The organism is Mycobacterium sp. IDUB_3 (genome assembly GCF_055419585.1).
The window spans coordinates 527302-549561 of the sequence record NZ_JBVAXZ010000002.1 but is presented as its reverse complement, the minus strand read 5'-3'; the positions used below and the strand labels follow the sequence as shown (position 1 = coordinate 549561).

Here is a 22260-nt window from a genome sequence, read left to right as displayed (position 1 = left end):
CATGGGCGACCATCCCACCTTTGGTGCTGAGGAAGAATTCCTGCTCGTCGACCCGCAAACCGGCGCGCCCGCCCCGCACAACGCCACGGTGGCCGCCGAAGCCGAGCGGCGAGGCGTCGGGCTACAGCTCGAATTGAGCACTTGTCAGGTGGAAACCACCTCGAGCGTGGCTTCGACCAGCGCCGAGCTCGGCGAGGAGCTGAGCCGGCTGCGGCGCACCGCGGCGCAGGCCGTCGAGGCCGTCGGCGTCCAGCTGCTGGCCTGCGGGCTTCCGCCGACCACACCGCATGAGTTTCCCGTCACCGACACCCCGCGCTACCGCAGGATCGGCGAAGAGTTCGGGATGATCGCCCACGAACAGGGCATCTGCGGATGCCACGTGCATGTGCAGGTGCCCGATCGCGCCGCGGCCATCCATGTCAGCAACTGGCTGCGGCCGTGGCTGCCGTCTTTGCTTGCGCTGTCCGCGAATTCGCGCGTCTACCGCAACGCGGACAGCGGCCACGCGAGCTGGCGCAGCGTGCTGTGGCGGCGCTGGCCGGCAGCCGGAGCGCCACCGTTTTTCGCCTCGCCCGACGAGTACGACGACGCGGTGCGCCGGTTGGTCGACACCGGAGTGATCCTGGACAAGGACATGATCTATTGGGACGTACGCCCTTCCGCGGACTTCCCGACGGTCGAGGTCCGGGTGGCCGACGTGCCGGCGACCGTCGCCGAGACCGTGCTGCTCGCCACCCTGATCCGGGCGGCGGTGATGACCGCGCTCGATTCGCCCGATGACGCGAGGCGGCTACCGCCCGGTGCGCTGCGCGCGGCGTACTGGAAGGCCGCCCACGACGGATTATCCGGCCGCGCACTGGATTTGATCCACGGCCGCGGGTCGGTGCCGGCGGGTGAGCAGTTGGGAGCCCTGGTGCAGCGGGTGCGCCCCGCGCTGGAGTCGCTCGGCGAATACGACCACGTTCGCCACGAACTCGACCGTGTCATCTCCGACGGCAACGGGGCGATGCGTCAGCTGCGCGCGTGGCGCAAACGTGGTGAGGTGATGGATGTCATCACCGAAGCCGCCGCGGCCACGCTGAGTTGAGGCGCGCCCGACGCAATCCCGTCGCCGCGCCCGGTCTCTCGTCAGGCCACCGTGAGCAGGCGATACAGGCCGATCAGGCCCACGACCACGATGATGGCGCGCAGCGCGTTGCCCGACAGCCGGCGCCCGTAACGCGCCCCGAGCAGCCCGCCGACCAGTGAGCCCGCCGCAATCAGACCGGCGGCCGGCCAGCTGATCCGGTCAAACGCCACCGACGTATAGGCAACGGCGGCAACCACATTCACCACCAGGGCCAACAGGTTCTTGGCCGCGTTCATCCGCTGCACCGACTCCGGCAACATCGCACCCATCAGGCCGACCAGCAGGATGCCTTGCGCGGCGGTGAAATAGCCGCCGTAGACGCCCACGGCGAAGGTGCCGAACACCAGCGCGGCCATCCGGCGCGGGCTGACGTGCTCGGGTGAGCGTCCCGCCTCCTCGGCGCGCCGGGCCGTCCACGCCTGGATTCGCGGCCCGATCACCACCAGTACCAGCGCCAGCACCAGCAGCACCGGCACGATCTCGGCGAACACCTTCTCGGGCAGATGCAACAGCAGGTAGGCGCCCACCAGCGCGCCGGCCAGCGATGCCGGGAGCTGCCACCGCAGCCGATCCCACTGACCACCCAGCTCGGCGCGGTAACCCCAGGTGCCCGAAACGCTGCCGGCGACCAGACCCGTCGCGTTCGACATGGTGGCCGTCACCGGCGGATAGCCGAGCGCGACCAGTGTGGGAAAGGTGATCAGGGTGCCGGACCCGACCAGCGCGTTGATCGCCCCAGCACCCAGCCCGGCCAGGCATATGAGGAACATCTGAAACGGCGACACCGAAGAAAAACCCTAGCCTGCTGTCGATTTCGGCGCGAGGTGACTATAGTCACGACGCTCTTCGATCAGGCGGGCGGAGCTTCGGCGCCGCGTTCCACGCCGGTACGCAGCTTGACCGAGGCCGAATACACCAGTGTCCGGAAATGCAGCACCGGATCATCGGAGGGCTCGATGCCATCGGTCACGCGCATCGGGTCGAACACCACGATGTCGCCGCCGTGCTCGCGTTCGGTGTCCAGTCCGGTGATCGCCAGCGTGCCGACAGTGACGATCTGCGTGCTCTGCCAGGCCGCCGACGGGTCCACCGTCGAGTCGGTGGGCCCGGCGATCTGCACCCGGAAATCGAACCGCACCGGCCCCTCGTCCAGCCGCGCCTTCAACTCGTCGGTGAGGAAGTCCGGATCCTTGTCACCGGCATCCGATCCCGACAGGTATTCCTCGGGCGCGATCGGAACCAGGTGGTAACGAACGAATCTCGCGCTGCCGTCGGCGGCTGTCCAGCGGAAGGCATGCAGGCCGTGGTATTCGATGGTGGCATAGCTGGCCGGGATCCGGTTGGCCTCACGCAGTATGGGTAGCGCGCCGAGCAGCTTCGGATGGGTGAGCAGGTGCTTGGCCAGGCGCAGCGGTGTGGTGAGGCCGGGCCGCATCGCCTTGAGCAGATCGATGAAGCCGTCCGGCGTGCTGGAGACGAACAGGCGCGCGGTCTGCGTCGAGATGTCGGTGGTGGAGCCGTCGGGCAGGGTGAACTTGACCGCCATCCCGCGCACGCCGGACGCGCCGTCGCGCTGCTCGGGGTTGCCCGATCCGTTGGAGAAGCGAATCAGCGCCGGAACGGTCGAGCCATCGAGATGCTGTGCGCGCGAGAGCATGAGCGCGTCGGGGGCCGCGGTGAAGGTGCCGCGATACAGGGTGCCTTTGGCGTGCAGTGCGCGACAACCGGGGTGTGCTCCCCCGGCGCCCCGGATCGCCTCGATCGCCTGGTCAGGAGTAAGTCCACCGCTCATGGACGAATCTTAGTCGGATCACCTGGGAAAGCCGAAGAGTTCGACGACACCGTGATCGCGACCGGCGGTGTAGCCGCCGTCGACGGCGAGGGCCTGGCCGCTGACGAACGAGGCGTCGGGAGACAGCAGGAAGGCGGCCATGGCGGCGATCTCCTCGGGCTGCCCCAGCCGCTGCAGGGCGTGCTCCTTGGTGATGGAGGCCAGCGGGCCCTCCATCCCGGGAATGCTGAAGACGCTGTGCGCCATGGGCGTTTCGATGAAGCCGGGGCAGATGACGTTGGCCCGGATGCCGCTGGGCCCGTAGTCGAGCGCGATGTTCTTGGTGAGCAGCACGACACCGCCCTTGGCGGCGTTGTACGAGCTGCCGCCCGCGGTGCCCTCCAGGCCCTCGACGCTGGCGACAGTCACGATCGAACCCCGTTCGCCGTCGGCCCGGGGTTGTTCGATCATCCTGGCCAGGGCCGCCTTGGCGACCAGGAAGGTGCCGGTGAGGTTGATCCCGATCACCCGGTCCCATTCGGCGCGGTCGAGCAGGTGCACCGGGCCTCCCCCCGCGACACCCGCGGCGTGGAAGAGGCCATCGAGGCGGCCCGGCACAGCGGCCAGCACCGCGGCGATCGCGGCTTCGTCGGTCACGTCGGCGGGCACGAAGGTGAACCGCGGGCCCAGGCCGTCGGGCGGGGCGGCCACGTCGGCGCCGACCACGGTGCCCCCCTCGGCCAACAGCAGCCGCGCGGTGGCCAGCCCGATTCCCGACGCGGCGCCGGTCACGACGAAGGTGCGGGAACGGGCGCGCTCGGGATTCACCATGTCGGGTCCTTGTCGGGGTCGGTCAGGCCGGTCGGCCCAGTCATGGTGACACACTGCCCCGTCGAACATCGGATTTGGTGTCAAACCGGTTCGGGCCGTTGGCTTTACAAAATCATCCGGCGGTTTGATAGGTGGGCTGTATCAAGCTATAGCAAACCCGTCTTGGACATTGCCGCCGCCGCTGAACGACGATATGCCAACGGGCGAATTTCGCAGCGCCCGACGACGTTAGGAATGACGATGTCAGCAACTCAGCCTCGGGCGCTATCCCGTCTGGCGGGATGGTGGGTCGATGCGGCGAGCGCGGTCGCCCTGACCGCGCTCACCGTCCTGGCCGCCACCGCCAACCGGGCCGAATGCACCGCCGCGGTGGCGCTGGCGTCCGACGACGCGATCGCCATCGCGCAGGGCGTCTCGGTCACCCCCGCGCCCGGCTGGACGGTCGGAAACCGCGGCCCGAACTGGGTGGCGCTCAACAACGCCGACACCAGTGCGCAGCTGCGGATCACCGTCAAGCCCGCGGGCGGCACGGATGCCGCCGCGCTCCTGCAGGCCGACATCGACCAGTTCACCGGCGGCGCCTCGGCCATCTTGACCGATGTGAATCGGCTGAACCCGCCCGACAACAAGCCGCTGCCCGGCGCCAACTTTCAGCAGCAAGCCTCCGTCAACTACACCGCGACCGTGGTGAACTCGCAGGGCACGATTCCGGTGATCGGCACCTTCACCGAGCTGCTGAACACCTCGAACGGCCGATCGGCGTTCATCGACTTCCGGCAGGACAGCAGCGCGACCACCCAGGCCGCCGGCGACGGCGGAATGATGATCGGTTCCATGGAGTGAGGCGCGGCCACCCGCGCAGGCGAGGGTCGGCGTCGCGTGCGCGGGACCGACCGCGTATTAAAAACTGGAACAAACCGAACGCGGAGGGGTCCATGCCACCAGCCGACACGACGACCAGCACGGCGGAGACGCTCGCCGGCATCGTGGGACGACACGCGCAGCAGCGGCCCGGCGCGATTGCCATCCGCTTCGGCGAACGGCAGTGGTCCTGGGCCGAGTGGAGCTCGCGGATCCGTCGCGCCGCCGGGGCGCTGCGCGATGCCGGGCTCGAGCGGGGCCAGTGCGTGGCCTTCCTGGACAAGAATCACCCCGCCTGCCTCGAAGTGCTCATAGCCGGCGCCTCCATCGGCGTCGTCACCACCGTCGTCAACTGGCGGGTGATCGGCGACGAACTCGCGCACGTCCTGGCCGACAGCGGTGCCCGCGTGCTGTTGGTCGGCACCGAGTTGCGCGGCGCGGCCGAGGCGGCCGCCGAGCGGGCACCGGGCGTGGAACGCATCATCGAGATCGGCGAAGAGTACGAATCGCTGCTCGCCGCGGCGGCGCCGACACCGCCCGACCCGAGCGTCGACGGGAACGAGACCGCGCTGGTGATCTACAGCTCCGGCACCACCGGACGGCCCAAGGGCGTGTTGCTCAGCCAGCGCGCGCTGGTCAATCACGCGTCCAACCTGGCGCCGGCGTTTCCGTTCGCCGACGGCGACTCGAATCTGGTCGCCATGCCCTTGTTCCACGTAGGCGGGATCGGCTACGCCTTGTTCGGAATCCGTTCCGGGGCACCGACATTCATGACCCGCGAGCCCGACGCCGCGACGCTGATCGGCGCGGTGCGCGCGGGCGCCACCCACGCGTTCTTCGTCCCACCGGTGATCGCCCGGTTCCTGGACGCGGGTGAGGCGGCGACGGCCGCGATCGCCGGCTTGCGTTACATCGTCTACGGCGCCGCACCGATGCCGCTGCCCTTGCTGCACCGGGCGCTGTCCACGTGGCCCCACACGAAATTCGTGCAGGTGTACGGGCAGACGGAATTGTGCGGCGCGGTCACCGCGCTGTCCGACGACGATCACCGCGATGCCGCGCGGCCCGAGCTGCAGCTGGCGGCCGGAAAGGCCGTGCAGGGCTGCGAGATTCGCGTCGTCGACCCCGAGACGGGCAACCCGCTGCCGCCCGGGGAGTCCGGCGAGGTATGGGTGCGCAGCAACCAGAACATGACCGGCTATCTCAACCGCCCGGACGCGACGGCCGAGACGATCACCGCCGACGACTGGGTGCGCACCGGTGACATCGGGCGCCTGGACGCCGACGGCTACGTCTACATCGAAGACCGCATCAAGGACATGATCATCACCGGCGGCGAGAACGTGTACGGCCCCGAGGTGGAAAGCGTGCTGATCGAGCATCCCGCCGTGCAGGACGCCGCGGTGATCGGTGTGCCCGACGACTTCTGGGGCGAATCCGTCAAGGCGATCGTGGTAGCCGACGGGGAGATCGACGCGAAAGACATCATCGAGTTCTGCCGAACGCACCTGGCCGGCTTCAAATGTCCACGCACGGTCGACTTCGTGACCGAACTCCCCCGCAACGCCAGCGGAAAGATCCTGAAAACTCAGCTGCGGGAACCGTTTTGGCGCGACCGGACGCGCGGCATATGAGCGCTCGCGTGGATGCGGCACGGCGCGAGGGTGCGATCAGCGTGCTGGGCGGTCCGACGACGGTGGTCGACATCGCGGGCCGCCGGATCGTCATGGACCCGACCTTCGATCCGCCGGGCGCGCACGCCTATCTGACCAAGCTGACCGGTCCCGCGGTGAGCGCCGAGGCCCTGGGGCCGGTGGATGCGGTGCTGGTCAGCCATGACCAGCACCCGGACAACTTCGACGACGACGGCCGCCGCATGGCGCTGGCCGCGCCGCTGCTGCTCACCCACCCCGGCGCCGCCGGCCGGTTGGGTCCGCCGGCGGTCGGGTTGGCGCCCTGGCAATCCCACGAACTCGGCGGCGGGCCTGGATCGCTTACCGTGCAAGCGGTTCCGGCCGTTCACGGCCCGGCCGACGGGCAGCGCGACGCCGGCGGGCACGTCAACTGCGAGGTGACGGGTTTCGTGCTGTCCGGCCCCGGGCTGCCGACGGTGTACCTCAGCGGGGACAACGCCTCGATGGCCGCGGTCAAAGACGTCGCCGATCGCGTCGGTCGGGTCGACATTGCGGTGCTGTTCGCCGGTGCGGCGAGCGTGCCCACCAAGGAACGCGGCCGGCCGTTGACGTTGACCGCGGCGCGCGCGGCCGCCGCCGCCGAACTGCTGGGCGCCACGGCGGTGATTCCGGCCCACGTCGACGGCTGGGCCCACTTCAGCGAGGGCGTCGACGAATTCGTCGCGGCGTTCGACCAGGCCGGCATCAGCAACGTGCTGAAGCTCGCTCACCACGGTGAGTGGATCGACTTATAGCCGACCCTCGACGCGCAGTTCTGGATGCACCCAATCCGGTGAGCGGCGTTCCTTGAACGAGCGGAACCCTTCGATGGCCTCGGCGTCGGACAGGCTGGCGGTCATGCCGATGCGGTCATACAGGCCCAGGTAGCTGTCGATGCTGGACTTGATGACGCCGCGGGCGCGTGGCGCGCTTCGACAGCATTGCGCGAGAACGTCTTTCGCCGCCTCCAGCAGGCCCTCGTGCGGCACCACCCTGGTGACCAGGCCCCAGTCGAGCGCTTCGACCGCGGTGAGCACCCGTCCGGTGAACATCAGGTCGCGGGTGCGCACCGGCCCGATGACGCGGGTGAGCATCTGGCTGTAGTAGGTGTCGGCGTAGCCGCGGAACAACTCAGGCACCCGAAAGGTCGCCCGATCGCTCACCACCGACAGGTCGCTGCACAGCGCGATCTGGAAACCACCGCCCTGGCACAGCCCGTTGACCGCGGACACGATCGGCTTGCCCGAGGTGCGCACCGCGTCGAACGGCGTCACGTCCATGCCCAGCGCGGAACCGAAGGTGATCCAGTTGTCTTCGCCTCCCCCGCCGCCCATGTCGCCACCGGGGGCGAAGACGTCGCCGGTTCCGGTGAGCACCAGCCCGGCCAGGTCCTTGTCCTCGTTGAGACGCCCCACCGCATAACGGATTCCGAAGTACATCGCCGGGCTCAGGGCGTTGCGCGCCTCCGGCCGGTCGATGGTGCAGACGGCGATCGGGCCCTGACGCTCGAAGCGCAGGTAGGGCGTGCCCAGCCAATCACCTTCGGGCGGACGGGGACCGTTCTGCGGTGTCTGCGCCACGGGACTCCTCTCGGGTCGGCGTCGCCGCGGATGCGCCACGCCGCGACGCCGCTACTGTAGCTCTTACGGTATCGGCGTGGCCGGGCGCCTACACGTAGGGCAGCGTGGTCGTCTCGGCGGTCGCAGACGCATCGGCGAGCACCGAGGCGAGCTTGGTTTGCAGGGTGGACGTGGTGTCCCCCACCTGCTTATCGCAGAACCTGCAGAGCGTGGTGAAGATCGGCTGTTCGTCCTCGTCCGGCCAGAACCGGCGCGGCCCGACCTGGGCGCCCGGGTCGAACTGCACGGCCTGATGCGGCGCGTCCTTGAGGAGGCGGCCGACGGGATGGCTTTGCGGGCATTCGAGTTTCAGCATGCCGACGCCCTCTTGGTTGCCGACCATCGTTCACCGTCCTCTCGGTGTCAGCGCAGGATCTGCGCGAGCTTGCGCCACCGCCGGTGCCGGTGGCGGAACATGACCCGGACGAAGGCGCGGGTCAGCAGCCCGTGCAGACCGTCGTCAGTTTCGATCTCGTCGGTGTAGCGGCAGCTGCGGTCGTCGATGGGTTCGAACGTGAGGCGGTGATTCCAGGTGTGGACGGGTCCGCCGTGTTCATTGGTGTAGATCTCGGTCGGGTCGAGTCGCTTGATGGTGAGGTGATGCGTCCAGGCAGGGATCACGCCGAACCACCAGAACCGCGCCGATCCCTGCGTGCCCACTTCGATGCGGTCGGGGACGTCGAGCCGGTACACCCGCAGCACCGGGCTCAACACATGCCGCATCAGCTCGGGCTTGCGCGCCAGGGCGGAGGCCGTCTCGACCGGGATCGGCAGCTCCATAGTTAGGGTTACCTTACTCATGCAGTTCATGGTGGCTTAGCGGGCGCGATCAGGCAAGAGCAGCGCGATTCAGTGGGGCGGTTCTGGAGCCACTGGGTTGGGCGCCTGGGCCGGCGAGGACGGTGCCGCTGGCGGGGCGGCCGACGGCGGGCAGTCCGGCATGAAGATCCACACTGACGACCATTTGGCGGTGATCTTGTTGCATGCGACCGGGGTGACCGGCGAGGCGTTGCTCGCCGAAATCAGCGCCGCGATGAGTCCGGTCACCAGCGCAGGTAGAAGGATGCGGGAGACGACGGTCAACATGGTTCCCCTCCGCGCCTGGCGTGCAAGCCGAGGACGTGCAGGCAACGCTACGACAGAAGGTGCCGGGCCGCAGGGCAAGAAGCCGACAGCGCAAATGCCGCAGGGGCGGGAGCATGCGGTCAACCATTCATTGACCTGGATTGATACTTGTGGTCCCGGCTGGGATCGAACCAGCGACCTTCCGCGTGTGAAGCGGACGCTCTCCCACTGAGCCACGGGACCGGCGCCGAGACGGCGAACGACGTCGAAGATTAGCACGCGCCAGCCCCCGACAATACCGGCCGCATCGGGTAGCCGGCAGTCGCGATAGCCTAGACACGACTCGTACCAAGAAATTTGTATGTGCCCGCTCACGTGGACTATCGTCGTGCTTCGCAACGGGCGACGATCTCGTCCGAGGCGCGCGGATGTAGCGCAGTTGGTAGCGCATCACCTTGCCAAGGTGAGGGTCGCGGGTTCGAATCCCGTCATCCGCTCGAAGGTGCAAGTGGCGTGGACCCCAACGGTGGAGTGGCCGAGTGGTGAGGCAACGGCCTGCAAAGCCGTGCACACGGGTTCGATTCCCGTCTCCACCTCCAGCTTTTGGTTTCCCGGCGCGATTAGCTCAGCGGGAGAGCGCTTCCCTGACACGGAAGAGGTCACTGGTTCAATCCCAGTATCGCGCACCAGAGTAATTGCAGCTCAGCGGTCATTTTTTAGCTTCCCCGCCAGGAACCGCTGCCTACACGCGTGCGGTTCGACGGATCGGCAGCATATAAGGCTCGACCAACCTGCCAGCCTTCCCGCGACGGGCTGGGCAACAGGTTCACCGAGGTAGATACACGCCAGCGAACGCTGCTGACGAAAGCGCCGATTGCTCGGCGATCTTGTGGCACCGCTTCATATCCTAAACCGATGGTCGACCAAGAGCCTGTAGACGAGCGGCAAGCCAAAGTCCTCCGCGGCCGCCGGCTGGTCGTTGCCGGTGGCGCACTGTTCGTCTTGTCCGCACTGTTCTTTCTGATCTTCGCCGCACTGGGAAACGGGCCCGCCACGTCGCCGATGTTCAGTCCGGGGGAGGAATACATCAGGACTACGCCGCCGTCGGGCAGCCCAACCGTTTCGGCCTCAACCAATGCGATAGACCCGCCGGCCGACGGTCCCGCTAGGCCTGGGGAAGCACCCCCGTCGGCGCCTGGATTTGCGCCAGGGCCCGGGCACCTGCCACCCGAAGGTGCTGCCACAGTGATGCCACCTGCGGTTATACCGCCGCCAAGATGGACCCCGCCGCCGCCAAGAGCAGAGCAACAACCGACTTCAGCCCCTTCCTCGAGCGCGGGGGCCAGTAGTACTCCTACGACGATCGGGCAGATTGCGTCGCTTGTCACTGCTGTGACGGGGCTTATCACCGCAATTGGTGGTCTGCTGGCGATTGTGCTTACGCGCGGCGCAACTCATAAATGACTCGCGGGGCCGACAACGCCAGCCGCTGGACACATGGATTGACACCCGGCGGGTAACCTAATCGCGTCGGATTACTTTGACAGTTGTTGTCTCGCAGTCGCTTTCGGAGGTATACGCCCGCCGGTCACGACAATAATTCCTAACCTTCCTGAATTCCTAACCTTCGTGTCCCAGCCGGCGCGATCTCCGGCTGGCCTGACCCCGATCGATTGATCCGTGGCTTATGAGAGTCTTGCGGCCCACGTTTTTGGGCGGAAAAGGCTCGACGACATCATGGCGACGAGGAAGCGGCACAGTCCTGAGCAGATTGTGCGTAAGTTGATGGCGGCTGATCGGCTTGGCGGAGAGCAAGGACAACGAGCACACCCGAATGCCTCGGCCGGATGGTAGAGCGCAGCATCACCGGTGAGCACCTTATCGACGAACTGGACCGTTTGGCCGCCCATCGCGGCACCTACCCGGCCGTGCTGCGTTGCGACAACGGACCCGAATTAGCTTGTGGCGCAATGGCGAACTGGGCTGAAAGCCGGGTCGGGTTGGCCTTCTCTATTTGCCGCCGGCCGGTTATGCGGAGGCCTGCCTCCATCGGCGAGCAACTGGGCACGGCGCGAGGGTGGCGACCACCTGCCACGGGCTACCCGCCCGCAGGGTTCGGTTGATCTCCCAGGGGCCACCCCCTGCCTTCGCGATCAGCTCCGCGATATCTAGAATCCCACCACCCGAAAACACGCCATACCAAGGACTAACAGCACTTCAAAAATTACCCTCGCGAGCGCCAGGCCACGTCGTTTCGACACGACATTGCCCTGCGATTCACTGCCGCGCGCTCGTATCGCACACCAGCAGCGAACTGACCGGGCACCTGCTACGGGAGTTTACTCAATCTCGATGTGAGTAGGCGCGCAAGCGTTTAGGCTTCCATCGACGGATCGGGCTTCGTCACCAAACAGGCACCAGCGGGGGGATGCCGCTAAATATGACGAACACGGCTGAATCGCGAGCCATGTTGTTGCGGCTCCTTCGCGCGTCGACGCGGGCGAACCCGTATCCCATTTACCACGAGCTCCGAAAACGTGGACCGCTGCATATACCCTGGGCCAACCTCACGGTGTTCAGCTCATTCCGGGATTGCGACGAGGTGCTTCGGCACCCCGCGTCGGCTACCGGAATCATGTTCGCACGGCCAGAGATCGCTGCCAGGACCCAGCCGCGGCCGTTCGGCAAAACGGGCTTTCTGTCCCTTGACCCGGCGGATCACGCTAGGTTGCGCCAGCTCGTCAGCAAGGCTTTCGCACCGAAGGTGATCAAGGCACTCGAACCTGAAATCAGGGCGCACGTGTCTTCGCTCCTGGACGGTGCCGAGGCTGCGGGCACTTTCGACGTGATCGCTGACCTGGCCTACCCGCTGCCGGTGGCGGTGATCTGCCGGCTGTTGGGGGTGCCGATCGAGGACGAGCCGGAGTTCAGCCGGGCGTCGGCGCCGCTGGCGCGGTTGGTCGACCCTTTCATCACATTTTCCCGCGACCCGGACGGGGCCGATGAACGCAGGCGGGCAGGACTGTGGCTGCACGAATATCTGCACGGCCTGATCCAGCAGCGCCGCCGTGCGCCTAGTGAGGACCTGATATCGGCACTGATTGCGGTTGAGGCGTCCGGTGATCGCCTCACGGAAGAGGAAATCATTGCGACCTGCAATCTGTTGCTCATCGCCGGGCATGAGACCACGGTGAACCTGATCGCCAATGCGATCCTTGCGATGCTGCGTCATCCGGGCCAGTGGGCCGCACTGGGCGCCGACCCGGGGCGGGCGTCGGCGGTAATCGAGGAGACACTGCGCTACGACCCACCGAACCAGCTGATGGCGCGAATGGCGGGTCAGGACATGATGATTGGCGATGTCATGGTGTCGGAAGGCGGCATCATGATGTTGTTGCAGGCCGCCGCCCAACGCGACCCCGACGTCAACGAGAGGCCCGACGAGTTCGACCCGGACCGACAAACGATTCACCACTTGGCGTTCGGGCACGGTCCGTCCTTCTGCCTCGGCGCGCCGCTGGCCCGGCTCGAAGCGTCGATCGCGTTGTCGGCGGTGACGTCGCGTTTCCCTAACGCACGTCTTGACGGCGAGCCGCTGTACAAGCCGAACGTCACGCTGCGCGGCATGTCGAAGCTAACCGTCACGGTCGAACGCGCCCCCCGCGAAAGTGCGTGTCTGTAGGTCATTTCCTCGCTTGCGCTTGTTCTGGTCACGCAGCCGTCAGACGTTAAGTCACGAATGCTCTGAGAACGTGTAGAGCGCATCGACATCGGCGGGTCCGATGTCGGCTGCTCTGGGCTTTGCTACTGAATTGACGGCGCCATTGGCGGTAGTAGGGTTACACCAGCTCAGGAGGGGTGGGGATGTCTGTTGGCATTGATCGATCGCGGATCGGCAGCCGGCGACAGCCGGCGGTGCGATGCGGCTCCGCTACATAAGCATCCCGGCGGTGATTGCCTTCGCTGGCGGTGACCCGTGGGCGATCGATCGAAGCTTGCAAGCCGGCAGCCCGCTGCAGATTTCCAACCTGGCGAACGCATTTCATTCCGCGGGCCGCTCCACTGCTGAAGCCGACACAACATTCGCCCAAGCCCACTCCCGCTTCGATGCTGCCTGGAATCACCAGGACGGCGATCATCCGATCAACGACTCCGCTGAAGTGCAGCGGGTGACGAAATCCCTTGGGGCGCAGTCGGTGCAGCTGCCCAAAATCGGTGCGGACCTGAAAAACATCGCCGCATCATTGGCCGAGGCGCAGAAAACCGCGGCCGGCCAGATCGGCACGCTGGAAGCGCAGCTGAAGGGGCTCGACGACATGATCGCCGAGGCGGTCGAACTAGAAAACGGGCATCCCAACCTCAGTGCGGCCGACCGAGATGCACTCAACGCCTACATCAACTCACTCGAAGACGACGCCATTCGCGACACGAAAGCCGCGCTGGGCCAGCTGCAAGCGACACGCGACGGCTACTCGAACACGCTGCAGAACGCATTGGGAACCCTACGCAGCGACGGATACGACCCCGCGGGTATTAGGGCGCAAGAGGGCCCACTGTCGCCGGCGCCCCCGCTGCCGGATGACCCCAACCAGTTTGCGCAAGTGTGGAACTCGCTCACCGAAGAGCAAAAAGACGCGGAATACAACCGCGATCATTTCATCGGTAACCACGGGGGCATGCCGTTCACTGACCGCGACCACTACAACCGCATGCACCTCGACGAACTGCAGACGGCCAACCAAGCCGACCTTGACCGCCTACGTGCTGCGCACCCAGATTGGGCCGATGGAAGGACCCCTTTCACCAAGACGAACGAGTTTCTGGACTGGCGACGGCAGTGGGACGCCGCCAATCGGGCGCACGACGGCTATGCGGATGTGAAGAAGTCACTGGGGGCGCCGCCAAACCAAGTTGCGCCAGGGGGCAAAGTCGACCCACGCAATCCACCCAAGTATCTCGGGATCATTGACGACAAAGGCCACGCCGCGATCTCCATCAACAATCCCGATACCGCCAAACGCGACGCCACATTCGTGCCCGGAACGGGTCAGGACACGACACGCTTCAGCGGCAGCCAAGACAAATCTTTGCGGATGTATCAGGCCGCAAGGGACGCCGACGCCAGGCTTGCGCCCGGCGACGTGTCGGTCACCACCTGGATGGGCTACGACCGGCCAATGGATCTGTTCCAAGCTGCGTCAACCAGCTACGCCGACAACGGCGCCGCCGCCTTGGACGACTTCCAAGCCGGATTGCGCGCCTCTCACAACGACGCGCTTACCGGCGGCCCATCGATCAACACCGTCATCGGACACAGCTACGGCTCGACCGAGGTCGGGGCAGCGGCGCTCGGCGGCCACCACCTCGACGCCAACAATGTCATCGCGGTAGCCAGTCCCGGCGTGCTCACCGGACACGCCGGCGACCTCAACCTCGACCCCGGCGCGCATGTGTACGCGACGAAAGCACAACACGACATCATCGGCGTCGCAACCGGATGGACACTCGGCCCGGACCCGACCGGAGCAGATTTCGGCGCTACGACTTTCGAGGCGGCACCCGGACCCAGTTGGCCCTTCGGGCTCCCGTCGGTGGCGGCACATAGCAGCTATTGGGACAGTGGCAACCCCGCGCTCGATAACATGGGGCGCATTATCGCCGGACGAACCGATGTGACACCACCGAAGTGACACCAGCATGATGACCAAGACGAAAACTCGCGAATCGCTCCAGGTGTTCGCCGTTCTGTTGGCAGCGGGTGTACTTGCCGCGTGCTCATCGACCACATCAAGTAAGCACACAGGGCCGGGGCCATCCGCCCCGTCCGGCGCAACAGTCATCCCAGGAGGCCCCATGGAACCCACACCCGTTGCGCCGTCACCGAAGATCCCGAAAAGCCAACAAGAGGCCCAGGACTCAGTGCTCCGGTACCTGCAAAAAACAGTCGACGGGTTACCGCCAGGCACCGTCCTCGACACCACCGACACCATCGGCGGCAGCAACCTTGGGTGCGACGACAACTACACCGGGCCCGGCCCCGGCCCCACCGAATTTTCGTTGTTCGCCAAGGCGATCGGGCCCACCGGCGTGAAGCCCGCAGATCTCGTCGCGCGCGCCGGAGAGCTTTGGCGAAGCTGGGGTATCACGGTGATGGAGCGCGACGGATTCGAAAAGCCGAACCAGTTCGGTTACTTCCCCGACGGATACCACATACAAATCAAGGCGGCATATCCCCCCGATTATCCACCGACCATCGTCGCAACGTCACCATGCTTTCCCGGCGACCTACGCCAAGATGGCCTGCCGGTTCCCAAAGTGATTCGCCAAAGTTCACCCGGAAGCTAGTTGGCCGGGCAAGATGCGCTCGAGGAAGCCGACCAGCGCTCGGCGGGCATGTGCTGGTCGGCCGTGCGCAGGCACAAGTGAAGTAGTCCACTACTCGTGCCCGCGGCCGGGATCCCGGAAACGATTTAGCCATGGAATCCAACCCTGCACCCCCCACCGGGGCAACCATGGTCGACGAATGGGACAACGTCGGGGCAGCCTTCAGGGTGTTCGACGGCCCGGAGTGGAGCATCAACCGCGCCGGCCACGGGCCACAGATCGAGATCGTGGTCTCTGTCATCGGGCGGCAATACGTTGACGGGCACGCTGAGTGCCATGTCGTCATCGACTGTCCCGATACCCCGATCATCGCGCCAGCCGAAGCGCGGAAGCTGGGCAACGCGTTGATTGCCGCAGCAGACGCCGCTAACGGATGACTTTGTGCGCCACGCCCGGCCGACTCAGCGGGGCTCAACCGTGCGCCCGGACGCTCCCTACGGGCGCTCTTCGATCACGCACTGAACGATTCCCTTGGCAAAGGACGGGTCGAATCCCTTCTGCGCTACCTTCTGAGTCTCAGCGGCGGGGGACACACCCGAGTCGAGATCCTGCTCGATTTCTCCGACAAGTTGCAAGTTTTGGGGGTCACGTTCCGCCACGGGTTCCGTCATCTTTCCCACGCAGCGGCGGTAACCACTGAAGTCCGCGTGAGCAGGCGTCGCCATCAGCATCGCCGACGCGATGAACACGACGGCGATGGCTATGCCGATCGCTGCGGCGGCGTGGATGAAACGCACGGTTACACGGATACCCAGCGATAACGCTAGATAATCAGCAAACGCTTGCTGGGCTGACCCGTCTTAGCGAGGCTCAGACGTCGGTCGTGTGGACGATCAGCACGTCGGTCTTGGACCTGCGGGACACCGCGGCCGGAACTGATCCCAATAGCCGTCCGGCGACGCTGTTGAGTCCGACGTTGCCGACGACCAGCAGGTCGGCATCGGCCTCCTCCGCGAGCTGCACCAGCACGTTGATGGGGGCACCGACGATCGACTTCTCCTCGACGTTCATGGCCCCGACTTGGTGGGCTCGCTCCCTGGCGTCGCGCAGGATCGCGTAGAAGGGGGCCTCGCCCACCGTCCGGTAGTCCTGACCGTGATCGCTCCCGGGCGGGATGGCGTAGCGGCCGCGTTCCTCGGGCACGGGGAGATGGGCCGTCGCAACGATCAATTTCGCGCCGTGATCCGCAGCGATCGCGGCTGCGCGCTCCACCGCGCGCAGCGAGGAGTCCGAGCCATCCGTGCCGACCACGACCGTCTGATAGGCGCTCATTTCTCATGCAGTGTAAGGCCAGCGGCGGCTCATCACAGGGAAAATCGATGTGGAATCGGTCCCTGCCCCGGGTACCGGCCGAACCGTCATGCACCTTTCGAGAGCCGCGTTCGCGGTGGCGACCCAAATTTGTGGTTGTCAAACAGAGCGAACACGAGATAATGCCCGCATGCGTTTCATCTATGTCGCTGCGGCGGCCAGCATGGCCATCGCTGTGTCGCTAGGGGCGCCGCCAGCTGAGGCCGACACGGGCGCCGTTGGCTACGCCCAGTGCGTAGGGGGCGACGCGACGCCCCCACCGCCGGGAGTAAGCGCGGAGAATTGGTTCCCCAGCCTTCATGTGATCGATACCGACATCGGCTCTGGTGTGTCCTCGGACGACGTAGTCCGGAGATTGATCAATATGGGAGTCAAGCCGGAGGACGCCGCCACCCGAGTGCGGTGTTATATGGCCAACTTGCCGCACTAGCGCAAACACCTCGGCTATATCGTCGCAAAGCGCACGACCATTTTCCTGAAAATGTTGTGCACCAATGTTTTCAGTTGGTCCTCGCACTCCGGAAAAGCGTGCGCCGCAGTCGCGAACTCGCCCTCAAATCCCCGAATGCGTTATCTTCTGGCAGTGACCAGACCAGCTCACATGAGCGCACTCGCAGCGACGCTCGCGCTGACGGCGTGTTTGACTGCGCCCCACGGCACCGCCGACCCGACATCCCAGCAGTCGCCTTTCCCGACGGGAAAATCCGGCACCAGCATCCACGTCACGGAGTACAGCGCCGCAACCGCCGACGTGACGCTCAACAACGCGACCTGGGTCTCGTCCGGCTGCTCCGGCGGCGGGGGCTGCAACGTCATCGAACTGACCATCGAAGGCAAGTCCAGCGCGCCGTTCAACTACAGCCAGGCCTCGCTGACCGCCGCCTCTTCCCCGTGGCGGCAAGACCCCAACCGCGACGTCCAGGGCGGCTCATCTCTGGTCGACTACCAGAAGATCAACAAGGTGCCGCCGCTACGCTCGGGCAGCGTCACCAACGGCCAGACCGCCCACGGCTTCATCGCCTACGACAGCAACATCAAGCAGGGCGACCTCTACATCGAGTTCAACGATCCCGATGCTCCCGCGGCCCCGACCCCTTTAGCGGGCTGGAAAGTCCACACCTGAGCGCAATCACCAATGTGAACGAATTGCCTTGAAGGACAACCGGTCTCATCAGGCGCGGTCGTGGAGGGTGACCTGGTAGCCGTCGGGGTCGGCGAACGTGAATGTCCGACCGAACGGGCCGTCAATCGGTGCGGAGACGATGGTGTGACCGTCGGCGGCAAGAGCGTCGTGAATGGCCTGGACGTCGGTGGCGTAGAGCCAGATCGCGGCACCGATGCCGGGCTGAGCAACGGATGCGAGATCGGTGCCGGGAACGACGTCGCGGAGTGCGAACGCGATCGGCTTCGTCTCGAAGACGACGGCGTGCGGAGGTCCGGTCTGCGAGCGGACGAGGCCGAGGTACTGCTCGTAGAACGCCTGCGATGCGGCGAGGTCGCGCGCCTGGAGCGAGATGAAGTCGGGGCCGGTGGCGGGCATGGTGATAACCCTTCGATCGATTCGTGTCAGTTTTCTGACACGAATCAACCTATGTCAGAATACTGACATGAGTCAAGACGGCGTCGGCGTCGACCTGGATACGTCACTGGGCTACCTGCTGAAAGAAGCGTCGAGCGCCCTGCGCGCAGCCATGGAGGAGGTGCTGCGGCCGCTCGGGATGAGCGTGACCCACTACTCCTGCCTCGAGCTGCTGGCTCAACGCCCGGGCTTGTCGAACTCCGATCTCGCGCGGGGCGCATTCGTGACGCGGCAGTCGATGAATGTGCTGCTCCAGGCCCTGGAACGAGATGGCTACGTGACCAGACCCGCGGAGGCACCCGTCGGCAAGGTCCTTCCCACGCGGCTCACGCATCGCGGCCGACGGAGCCTGGAAAAGGCGACCGTCGCGGTCCGGTCCGTCGAAGTCAGGATGCTGGCCGGCATGACCGAGGCCGAGCAGTCGGAGGCGTTCCGGCTCCTGCAGAGCATGATTCACTGCCTGCGCAACGGCAACGGCGGTGCATAGCCCTCACACGCGCACGGCCGACATATCCATGTCGATGGTGCCTTGGCACGCGCCGCTCAGGATGTCGGTGTGCATGATGCCGGCGAGCGATCCGTCGGGTTGGGGCGTGTAGTGCACCTCGGCTCGGGCCGGATTCCATTGGATCGTGGTGTCGGGCATCATGCAGTCCCACTGGAAATCACTGGTTTGCGACCAGGACTTTCCATCCCAGGTGAACTGCACCGGCTGCGGAATCGTCGGGTTGGTCGGCGGCGGGCCACTGACGATAGTGGCGACGCACTTCCCGTCGGTACAGCTCGAGCGGAATCCGTAGGTCTCGGTGTGCTGCGTTTCCGGGTCGCCGACCGCCATGCTGGTCCCTGCTTTGGGGCCAACCATGAACGTGATCGCGTACTGGCCGTTCCAGGACGGATTGTCGGCGCGAGCCGTCGGGGAAAGCGACAGGGTGATCGCGAGCGACAGGGCGGATACACCGGCGAAGCTCGTCAGACGATGTGGAGCCATGGTTCCTCCTGCGGTCGGTACCCGTTCAATAGTCATATGCCGAACCGTCGCCGACAAGGTCCCTGCAGCCTTACCAGCCCCACTCGTCGTCGTCGAGGACATCCACGGTCAGAGCGTTGTCGGCTGGACCCTTCGTCCCGTAGGTAAAGGTGATCAGGGTGCGGTCGTCGTCCAGGGGCTCGGTGGCTACGACGGTGGCGTGCCCGATCTTCATGCGGATCCTGTCTCCGGGCTTCAATTCGTCGACGCGTTTGAGGGTCACGCTCGGTCCGTCAGCACTCGCCTGGACTCCAGATCTTCAATCGTCTGAACTGAGGACGTCAAAGGGGCTGGACGGCGTTAGCGAAGCAGTCACTCTCGCGGCTGGCTTAAATAGTATGTGCCGCAATAAAATACGGCCCTCCCCGCTGCTTTGAATCCCCGCGGAATGAGGATTTTCTCACCCTGAACCGGCTGCCGACACCTCTTCTACAGCAAACAGGCTAGGCGCCCAGTCCGCAAGCACCTACACGTACGTGGCGATCGTCCTCGAAGGCCTGCGGCATCGCAGCGACCAGACACCACCGCCCGAAGGCGTTGAAGAAACGAATCGACCCAACTGAGCTACCGGGGTCCCACCACTGGGCCTCACTCGCTCGCGCTCGATGAATCAGCAAGAGCCGAGCGTCTGACTACCACCGGGCCGGAGCGGGCGCATCGATCGTCAGTGGTCGTTGGTAGGACAGGTCGGTCCGATCTCGGGTACCGACGAGATATCCCTTCTCGGCGAAGAACGAAGACTGCAAAACTCTTGCATCGGCAATGAACATGCCCTCAACTGTCGACCGACGAACGGCGATGCGCCACTGGCCATCCCGCCGCTCGAGCCGGTCGATGTAGCGCCCGGTGATGAATTGGGCGCTCTTGGTGTCGGGGCCGATGAGCACCACGATGACGTAGCTTTCGGCGTGTGCCGTATCGCCGTCGACCTCGCAAGTATGGGTGGTGATGTTGTGGGTGTGCACGCGGGATGTCTCCGCGTGCGTGGCGTTGGCCCACGCGCCGTATTCGGGCCCTGCATTGGTGGCGTAGCCGTGCTCGTCGACCCCATCTATGTGATACGCCGCTGTGATCAGCTCGACGTCGTGACGGTCGCACCCACGTGCATGCCGCGCGACGCAGTCGAGGATTTCGGTGCGATCCAGCAGGTAGCGCACGTCCCGGTGCAGCGCTTCCAAGCTCGTATCGACGGTCATATCTTCCTGCCTCTCTTGCACGGCAACGTCGACTTCCCCGACGCCGCGGTCCTTCTGCGCGACAATAATTCGCAACCACTATACGACCGTATAGCGCGCGACTGGTGTCACAATACAAAGAACCGAATGAGCGAGGTGACCATGGCAGCATCGTCGCGACGTGTAGGCGCTGAAACGTCAAAGACGCGGGACGTCCTTCTCGACTGCGTCGAGACGTTGATGCTCGAGGAGGGGTACGCGAGCATCACCTACCGCGTCCTGGCCACCAGGGCCGGTGTCACACCCAGCCTCGTGCAGTACTACTTCCCCAGTCTCGACGACATCTTCGTCGCGGCGATCCGACGCTATTCCGAGCGCAACCTCGCCTTCCTCGCAGAGACGTTGGAGCGTCGCGCCGGCGACCCGCTTCGTGCGGTGTGGGAATACAGCTGGGACGAGGCAACCGGCGCGCTGATGACGGAGTTCATGGCGCTGGGCAACCACCGCAAGTCCATTCGAACCGAGATCGCCGCGGTCACCGAGAGCGTCCGCAAGATACAACTGGACGCGCTCGTCGCGAAATTCGGCAGGGATGCGCGGTTTTTTGGTGATCTGTCCCTTCCAGCGTTGCAGTTGTTGATGTCTGGCCTGCCGAAGTTCCTCAATCTGGAGGAGGGAATTGGCGTGAAGTCCGCGCACGCCGAGGTGACCGAGGCGTTCGAGCGCTACCTCGACACGTTGGAGCCGGCGCCTGCAACGAAGAAGCGCAAAACCTCACCGAGAAGACGTCGCGCACCGAGCAAGCGTTGACTGCGGCACGCGCCGCTTCGCGATGGTCTCCGGCGCCCCTTATCGAGGATTTGAGAAGCGCTATACGGTTGTATAGCGCTTCATTGGGATACTCCGGTGCAAAGCTTTTCGGTGGTCACCGCATAACGTGTGAGTATTGCCGGCTCGGGTGGACGTCGAACATGTCGCGATAGGACGGCGGTTGTCGACCGTTATCGTCTTTGATGCCGTACTTGGCCGCCAGCTCCGCGCCGATCAGAGTCTGTCCGCTGAGCTCCATCAAGTCAGGGTCGTTGTACAGCGCCCAGATCACATGGCCGGTCATTTCCGGTGTTTCGGCGGTCTCGAGAATGTGGCCGAACTTCTCCGGCTTGCTTGCGATGATCTTTCTGACTCGATCGGTCAGCAGTGAGCCCATCCAGATCGATACCGCGGCGATGCCGAACTCGCGGAAGTCGAAGGCCATGTCGGCGGCCATCTTGTCGGTGGCGGCCTTTGGCACACCGTACGCGGGGTCCGAACGCGTAATGGACCGAGCCTGACGACGACGAGAAGGCGACGAGCCCCTTGCGCTGTGGAAGCATCAGTGGCGCAGCGTAAACGGTGGCCACATAGCTGCTGCGCACGCCGACGTCCAAAGTGTCGACGACGTTGAGGGGTTCCTCCCAGAACTTGGTCCGGCCCATCATCTCGTCACGGATGATGGCGGCGTTATTCACCAGGATGTCCAGCCGGCCCTGCTCGTCACGGATCCCGTCGAAGAGCGCCTTGACGTCGTCGTCGTTGGCGTGGTCAACCCGTACCGCGATGCCGCGTCCACCCGCCGCGTTCACCTGCTCGGCCGTCTCGTCGATGGTGCCGTTCTGCGAGGATCCATCGCCGCTGCGGGTGCGGCCGGTGACATAGACGGTGCAGCCGTGGCTCCCCAACGCCCGGGCGATACCTGCGCCCGCCCCGCGGCTTGCTCCCGTCACCAACGCCACGGCGCCGTATTCAGTCATCGATGTCTCCTATCAGTCCGCGATCTTTTGCGGACTCCTTCA

26 protein-coding genes, 4 tRNA genes and 2 pseudogenes are annotated in these 22260 nt (G+C 65.4%); 16 read left to right on the top strand and 16 right to left on the bottom strand.

The annotated features are described in order from the left end of the window. Position 1: 1 nt before the first annotated feature. Positions 2–1087 carry a glutamate--cysteine ligase 2 gene (locus ACZYVJ_RS23595; RefSeq protein ID WP_463833561.1) on the top strand — a complete coding sequence of 362 codons (1086 nt, stop codon included), beginning with the start codon at positions 2–4 and terminating at the stop codon, positions 1085–1087. Between the two features lie 41 nt (positions 1088–1128). On the opposite strand, the gene ACZYVJ_RS23590 is transcribed toward ACZYVJ_RS23595, so the two are convergent. From ACZYVJ_RS23590 to ACZYVJ_RS23580, 3 genes are all read right to left on the bottom strand, one after another. Further along, complete coding sequence (locus ACZYVJ_RS23590) at positions 1129–1899, bottom strand: sulfite exporter TauE/SafE family protein (RefSeq protein ID WP_463833853.1); 771 nt, start codon at positions 1897–1899, stop codon at positions 1129–1131. 80 nt (positions 1900–1979) lie between these two features. Further along, positions 1980–2921 carry a catalase family peroxidase gene (locus tag ACZYVJ_RS23585; protein ID WP_463833560.1) on the bottom strand — a complete coding sequence of 314 codons (942 nt, stop codon included), beginning with the start codon at positions 2919–2921 and terminating at the stop codon, positions 1980–1982. A gap of 18 nt (positions 2922–2939) precedes the next feature. Beyond that, a complete protein-coding gene (locus tag ACZYVJ_RS23580; RefSeq protein ID WP_463833559.1) occupies positions 2940–3731 on the bottom strand; it encodes an SDR family NAD(P)-dependent oxidoreductase in 792 nt (263 codons plus the stop codon). Between the two features lie 369 nt (positions 3732–4100). Here ACZYVJ_RS23580 and ACZYVJ_RS23575 point away from each other — a divergent pair, with 369 nt between their 5' ends. The 3 genes from ACZYVJ_RS23575 to ACZYVJ_RS23565 all read left to right on the top strand — a co-directional run bounded on the left by ACZYVJ_RS23575 (position 4101) and on the right by ACZYVJ_RS23565 (position 7020). Then, the gene (locus tag ACZYVJ_RS23575) at positions 4101–4574 is read left to right on the top strand and encodes a hypothetical protein (protein WP_463833851.1); all 474 of its coding nucleotides are present in this window, start codon (positions 4101–4103) and stop codon (positions 4572–4574) included. Between the two features lie 92 nt (positions 4575–4666). Further along, a complete protein-coding gene (locus tag ACZYVJ_RS23570; protein ID WP_463833558.1) occupies positions 4667–6226 on the top strand; it encodes a long-chain-fatty-acid--CoA ligase in 1560 nt (519 codons plus the stop codon). An 8-nt stretch (positions 6227–6234) separates the two neighbouring features. Beyond that, the gene (locus tag ACZYVJ_RS23565; protein WP_463833850.1) at positions 6235–7020 is read left to right on the top strand and encodes an MBL fold metallo-hydrolase; all 786 of its coding nucleotides are present in this window, start codon (positions 6235–6237) and stop codon (positions 7018–7020) included. On the opposite strand, the gene ACZYVJ_RS23560 is transcribed toward ACZYVJ_RS23565, so the two are convergent. The 5 genes from ACZYVJ_RS23560 to ACZYVJ_RS23540 all read right to left on the bottom strand — a co-directional run bounded on the left by ACZYVJ_RS23560 (position 7015) and on the right by ACZYVJ_RS23540 (position 9192). Beyond that, the gene (locus ACZYVJ_RS23560; RefSeq protein ID WP_463833557.1) at positions 7015–7845 is read right to left on the bottom strand and encodes an enoyl-CoA hydratase/isomerase family protein; all 831 of its coding nucleotides are present in this window, start codon (positions 7843–7845) and stop codon (positions 7015–7017) included. The two genes, ACZYVJ_RS23565 and ACZYVJ_RS23560, sit on opposite strands and share 6 nt — an antisense overlap. Positions 7846–7933: 88 nt before the next feature. Then, entirely contained in the window at positions 7934–8227 is a 294-nt protein-coding gene (locus ACZYVJ_RS23555) for a hypothetical protein (RefSeq protein ID WP_463833556.1), read from the bottom strand. A gap of 20 nt (positions 8228–8247) precedes the next feature. Continuing rightward, on the bottom strand, positions 8248–8694 hold the full coding sequence (locus tag ACZYVJ_RS23550; protein ID WP_463833555.1) for a hypothetical protein: 447 nt from the start codon (positions 8692–8694) through the stop codon (positions 8248–8250). Positions 8695–8733: 39 nt separating this feature from the next. Continuing rightward, positions 8734–8970 (bottom strand): hypothetical protein, encoded by a 237-nt coding sequence (locus tag ACZYVJ_RS23545; RefSeq protein ID WP_463833554.1) that lies wholly within the window; start codon positions 8968–8970, stop codon positions 8734–8736. Positions 8971–9120: 150 nt separating this feature from the next. Continuing rightward, positions 9121–9192, bottom strand: a tRNA-Val gene (locus tag ACZYVJ_RS23540). A gap of 181 nt (positions 9193–9373) precedes the next feature. Between ACZYVJ_RS23540 and ACZYVJ_RS23535 the strand changes: the two genes are divergently transcribed. The 4 genes and pseudogenes from ACZYVJ_RS23535 to ACZYVJ_RS23520 form a co-directional block, all read left to right on the top strand. Next, positions 9374–9446 (top strand) — tRNA-Gly (locus ACZYVJ_RS23535). Between the two features lie 28 nt (positions 9447–9474). Then, positions 9475–9548, top strand: a tRNA-Cys gene (locus ACZYVJ_RS23530). Positions 9549–9563: 15 nt separating this feature from the next. Beyond that, a tRNA-Val gene (locus ACZYVJ_RS23525) sits at positions 9564–9638 on the top strand. Between the two features lie 1137 nt (positions 9639–10775). Continuing rightward, a pseudogene (locus ACZYVJ_RS23520) lies at positions 10776–10958 on the top strand (integrase catalytic domain-containing protein); the annotation flags it as partial. Between the two features lie 19 nt (positions 10959–10977). Here the strand turns inward: ACZYVJ_RS23520 and ACZYVJ_RS23515 are convergent. Beyond that, positions 10978–11142 carry a putative alpha/beta hydrolase gene (locus ACZYVJ_RS23515; RefSeq protein ID WP_463833553.1) on the bottom strand — a complete coding sequence of 55 codons (165 nt, stop codon included), beginning with the start codon at positions 11140–11142 and terminating at the stop codon, positions 10978–10980. Positions 11143–11389: 247 nt separating this feature from the next. On the opposite strand from ACZYVJ_RS23515, the gene ACZYVJ_RS23510 reads away from it, so the two are divergent. The 4 genes from ACZYVJ_RS23510 to ACZYVJ_RS23495 all read left to right on the top strand — a co-directional run bounded on the left by ACZYVJ_RS23510 (position 11390) and on the right by ACZYVJ_RS23495 (position 15710). Next, complete coding sequence (locus ACZYVJ_RS23510) at positions 11390–12631, top strand: cytochrome P450 (RefSeq protein ID WP_463833552.1); 1242 nt, start codon at positions 11390–11392, stop codon at positions 12629–12631. Positions 12632–12899: 268 nt separating this feature from the next. Next, positions 12900–14639 (top strand): putative alpha/beta hydrolase, encoded by a 1740-nt coding sequence (locus tag ACZYVJ_RS23505; RefSeq protein ID WP_463833551.1) that lies wholly within the window; start codon positions 12900–12902, stop codon positions 14637–14639. A 163-nt stretch (positions 14640–14802) separates the two neighbouring features. Beyond that, positions 14803–15294 (top strand): hypothetical protein, encoded by a 492-nt coding sequence (locus ACZYVJ_RS23500; protein WP_463833550.1) that lies wholly within the window; start codon positions 14803–14805, stop codon positions 15292–15294. A gap of 131 nt (positions 15295–15425) precedes the next feature. Then, entirely contained in the window at positions 15426–15710 is a 285-nt protein-coding gene (locus ACZYVJ_RS23495) for a hypothetical protein (RefSeq protein WP_463833549.1), read from the top strand. A gap of 57 nt (positions 15711–15767) precedes the next feature. Here the strand turns inward: ACZYVJ_RS23495 and ACZYVJ_RS23490 are convergent, their stop codons facing one another. Both ACZYVJ_RS23490 and ACZYVJ_RS23485 read right to left on the bottom strand, forming a co-directional pair. Then, positions 15768–16070, bottom strand: coding sequence for a hypothetical protein (locus ACZYVJ_RS23490; RefSeq protein ID WP_463833548.1), 303 nt, complete (start codon positions 16068–16070; stop codon positions 15768–15770). Positions 16071–16143: 73 nt separating this feature from the next. Further along, entirely contained in the window at positions 16144–16605 is a 462-nt protein-coding gene (locus ACZYVJ_RS23485; RefSeq protein ID WP_463833547.1) for a universal stress protein, read from the bottom strand. Positions 16606–16774: 169 nt separating this feature from the next. Here ACZYVJ_RS23485 and ACZYVJ_RS23480 point away from each other — a divergent pair, with 169 nt between their 5' ends. Then, positions 16775–17074 (top strand): hypothetical protein, encoded by a 300-nt coding sequence (locus tag ACZYVJ_RS23480; protein WP_463833546.1) that lies wholly within the window; start codon positions 16775–16777, stop codon positions 17072–17074. Positions 17075–17245: 171 nt separating this feature from the next. Then, positions 17246–17767, top strand: coding sequence for a hypothetical protein (locus ACZYVJ_RS23475; protein ID WP_463833545.1), 522 nt, complete (start codon positions 17246–17248; stop codon positions 17765–17767). Positions 17768–17815: 48 nt separating this feature from the next. Here the strand turns inward: ACZYVJ_RS23475 and ACZYVJ_RS23470 are convergent, their stop codons facing one another. Next, positions 17816–18184, bottom strand: coding sequence for a VOC family protein (locus ACZYVJ_RS23470; RefSeq protein ID WP_463833544.1), 369 nt, complete (start codon positions 18182–18184; stop codon positions 17816–17818). Between the two features lie 67 nt (positions 18185–18251). On the opposite strand from ACZYVJ_RS23470, the gene ACZYVJ_RS23465 reads away from it, so the two are divergent. Beyond that, positions 18252–18710, top strand: a complete 459-nt coding sequence (locus ACZYVJ_RS23465) for a MarR family winged helix-turn-helix transcriptional regulator (protein WP_463833543.1) — start codon at positions 18252–18254, stop codon at positions 18708–18710. A gap of 3 nt (positions 18711–18713) precedes the next feature. Here the strand turns inward: ACZYVJ_RS23465 and ACZYVJ_RS23460 are convergent, their stop codons facing one another. From ACZYVJ_RS23460 to ACZYVJ_RS23450, 3 genes are all read right to left on the bottom strand, one after another. After that, the gene (locus tag ACZYVJ_RS23460) at positions 18714–19214 is read right to left on the bottom strand and encodes an Rv2253 family sensor-like surface protein (protein WP_463833542.1); all 501 of its coding nucleotides are present in this window, start codon (positions 19212–19214) and stop codon (positions 18714–18716) included. 70 nt (positions 19215–19284) lie between these two features. Continuing rightward, complete coding sequence (locus ACZYVJ_RS23455) at positions 19285–19476, bottom strand: hypothetical protein (RefSeq protein WP_463833541.1); 192 nt, start codon at positions 19474–19476, stop codon at positions 19285–19287. A gap of 409 nt (positions 19477–19885) precedes the next feature. Next, positions 19886–20449 carry a nuclear transport factor 2 family protein gene (locus ACZYVJ_RS23450; protein ID WP_463833540.1) on the bottom strand — a complete coding sequence of 188 codons (564 nt, stop codon included), beginning with the start codon at positions 20447–20449 and terminating at the stop codon, positions 19886–19888. A gap of 141 nt (positions 20450–20590) precedes the next feature. Between ACZYVJ_RS23450 and ACZYVJ_RS23445 the strand changes: the two genes are divergently transcribed. Then, positions 20591–21238, top strand: a complete 648-nt coding sequence (locus ACZYVJ_RS23445) for a TetR/AcrR family transcriptional regulator (RefSeq protein WP_463833848.1) — start codon at positions 20591–20593, stop codon at positions 21236–21238. A 115-nt stretch (positions 21239–21353) separates the two neighbouring features. Here ACZYVJ_RS23445 and ACZYVJ_RS23440 read toward each other — a convergent pair. Further along, positions 21354–22218: pseudogene (locus ACZYVJ_RS23440) on the bottom strand (SDR family NAD(P)-dependent oxidoreductase). Between the last annotated feature and the right edge of the window lie 42 nt (positions 22219–22260).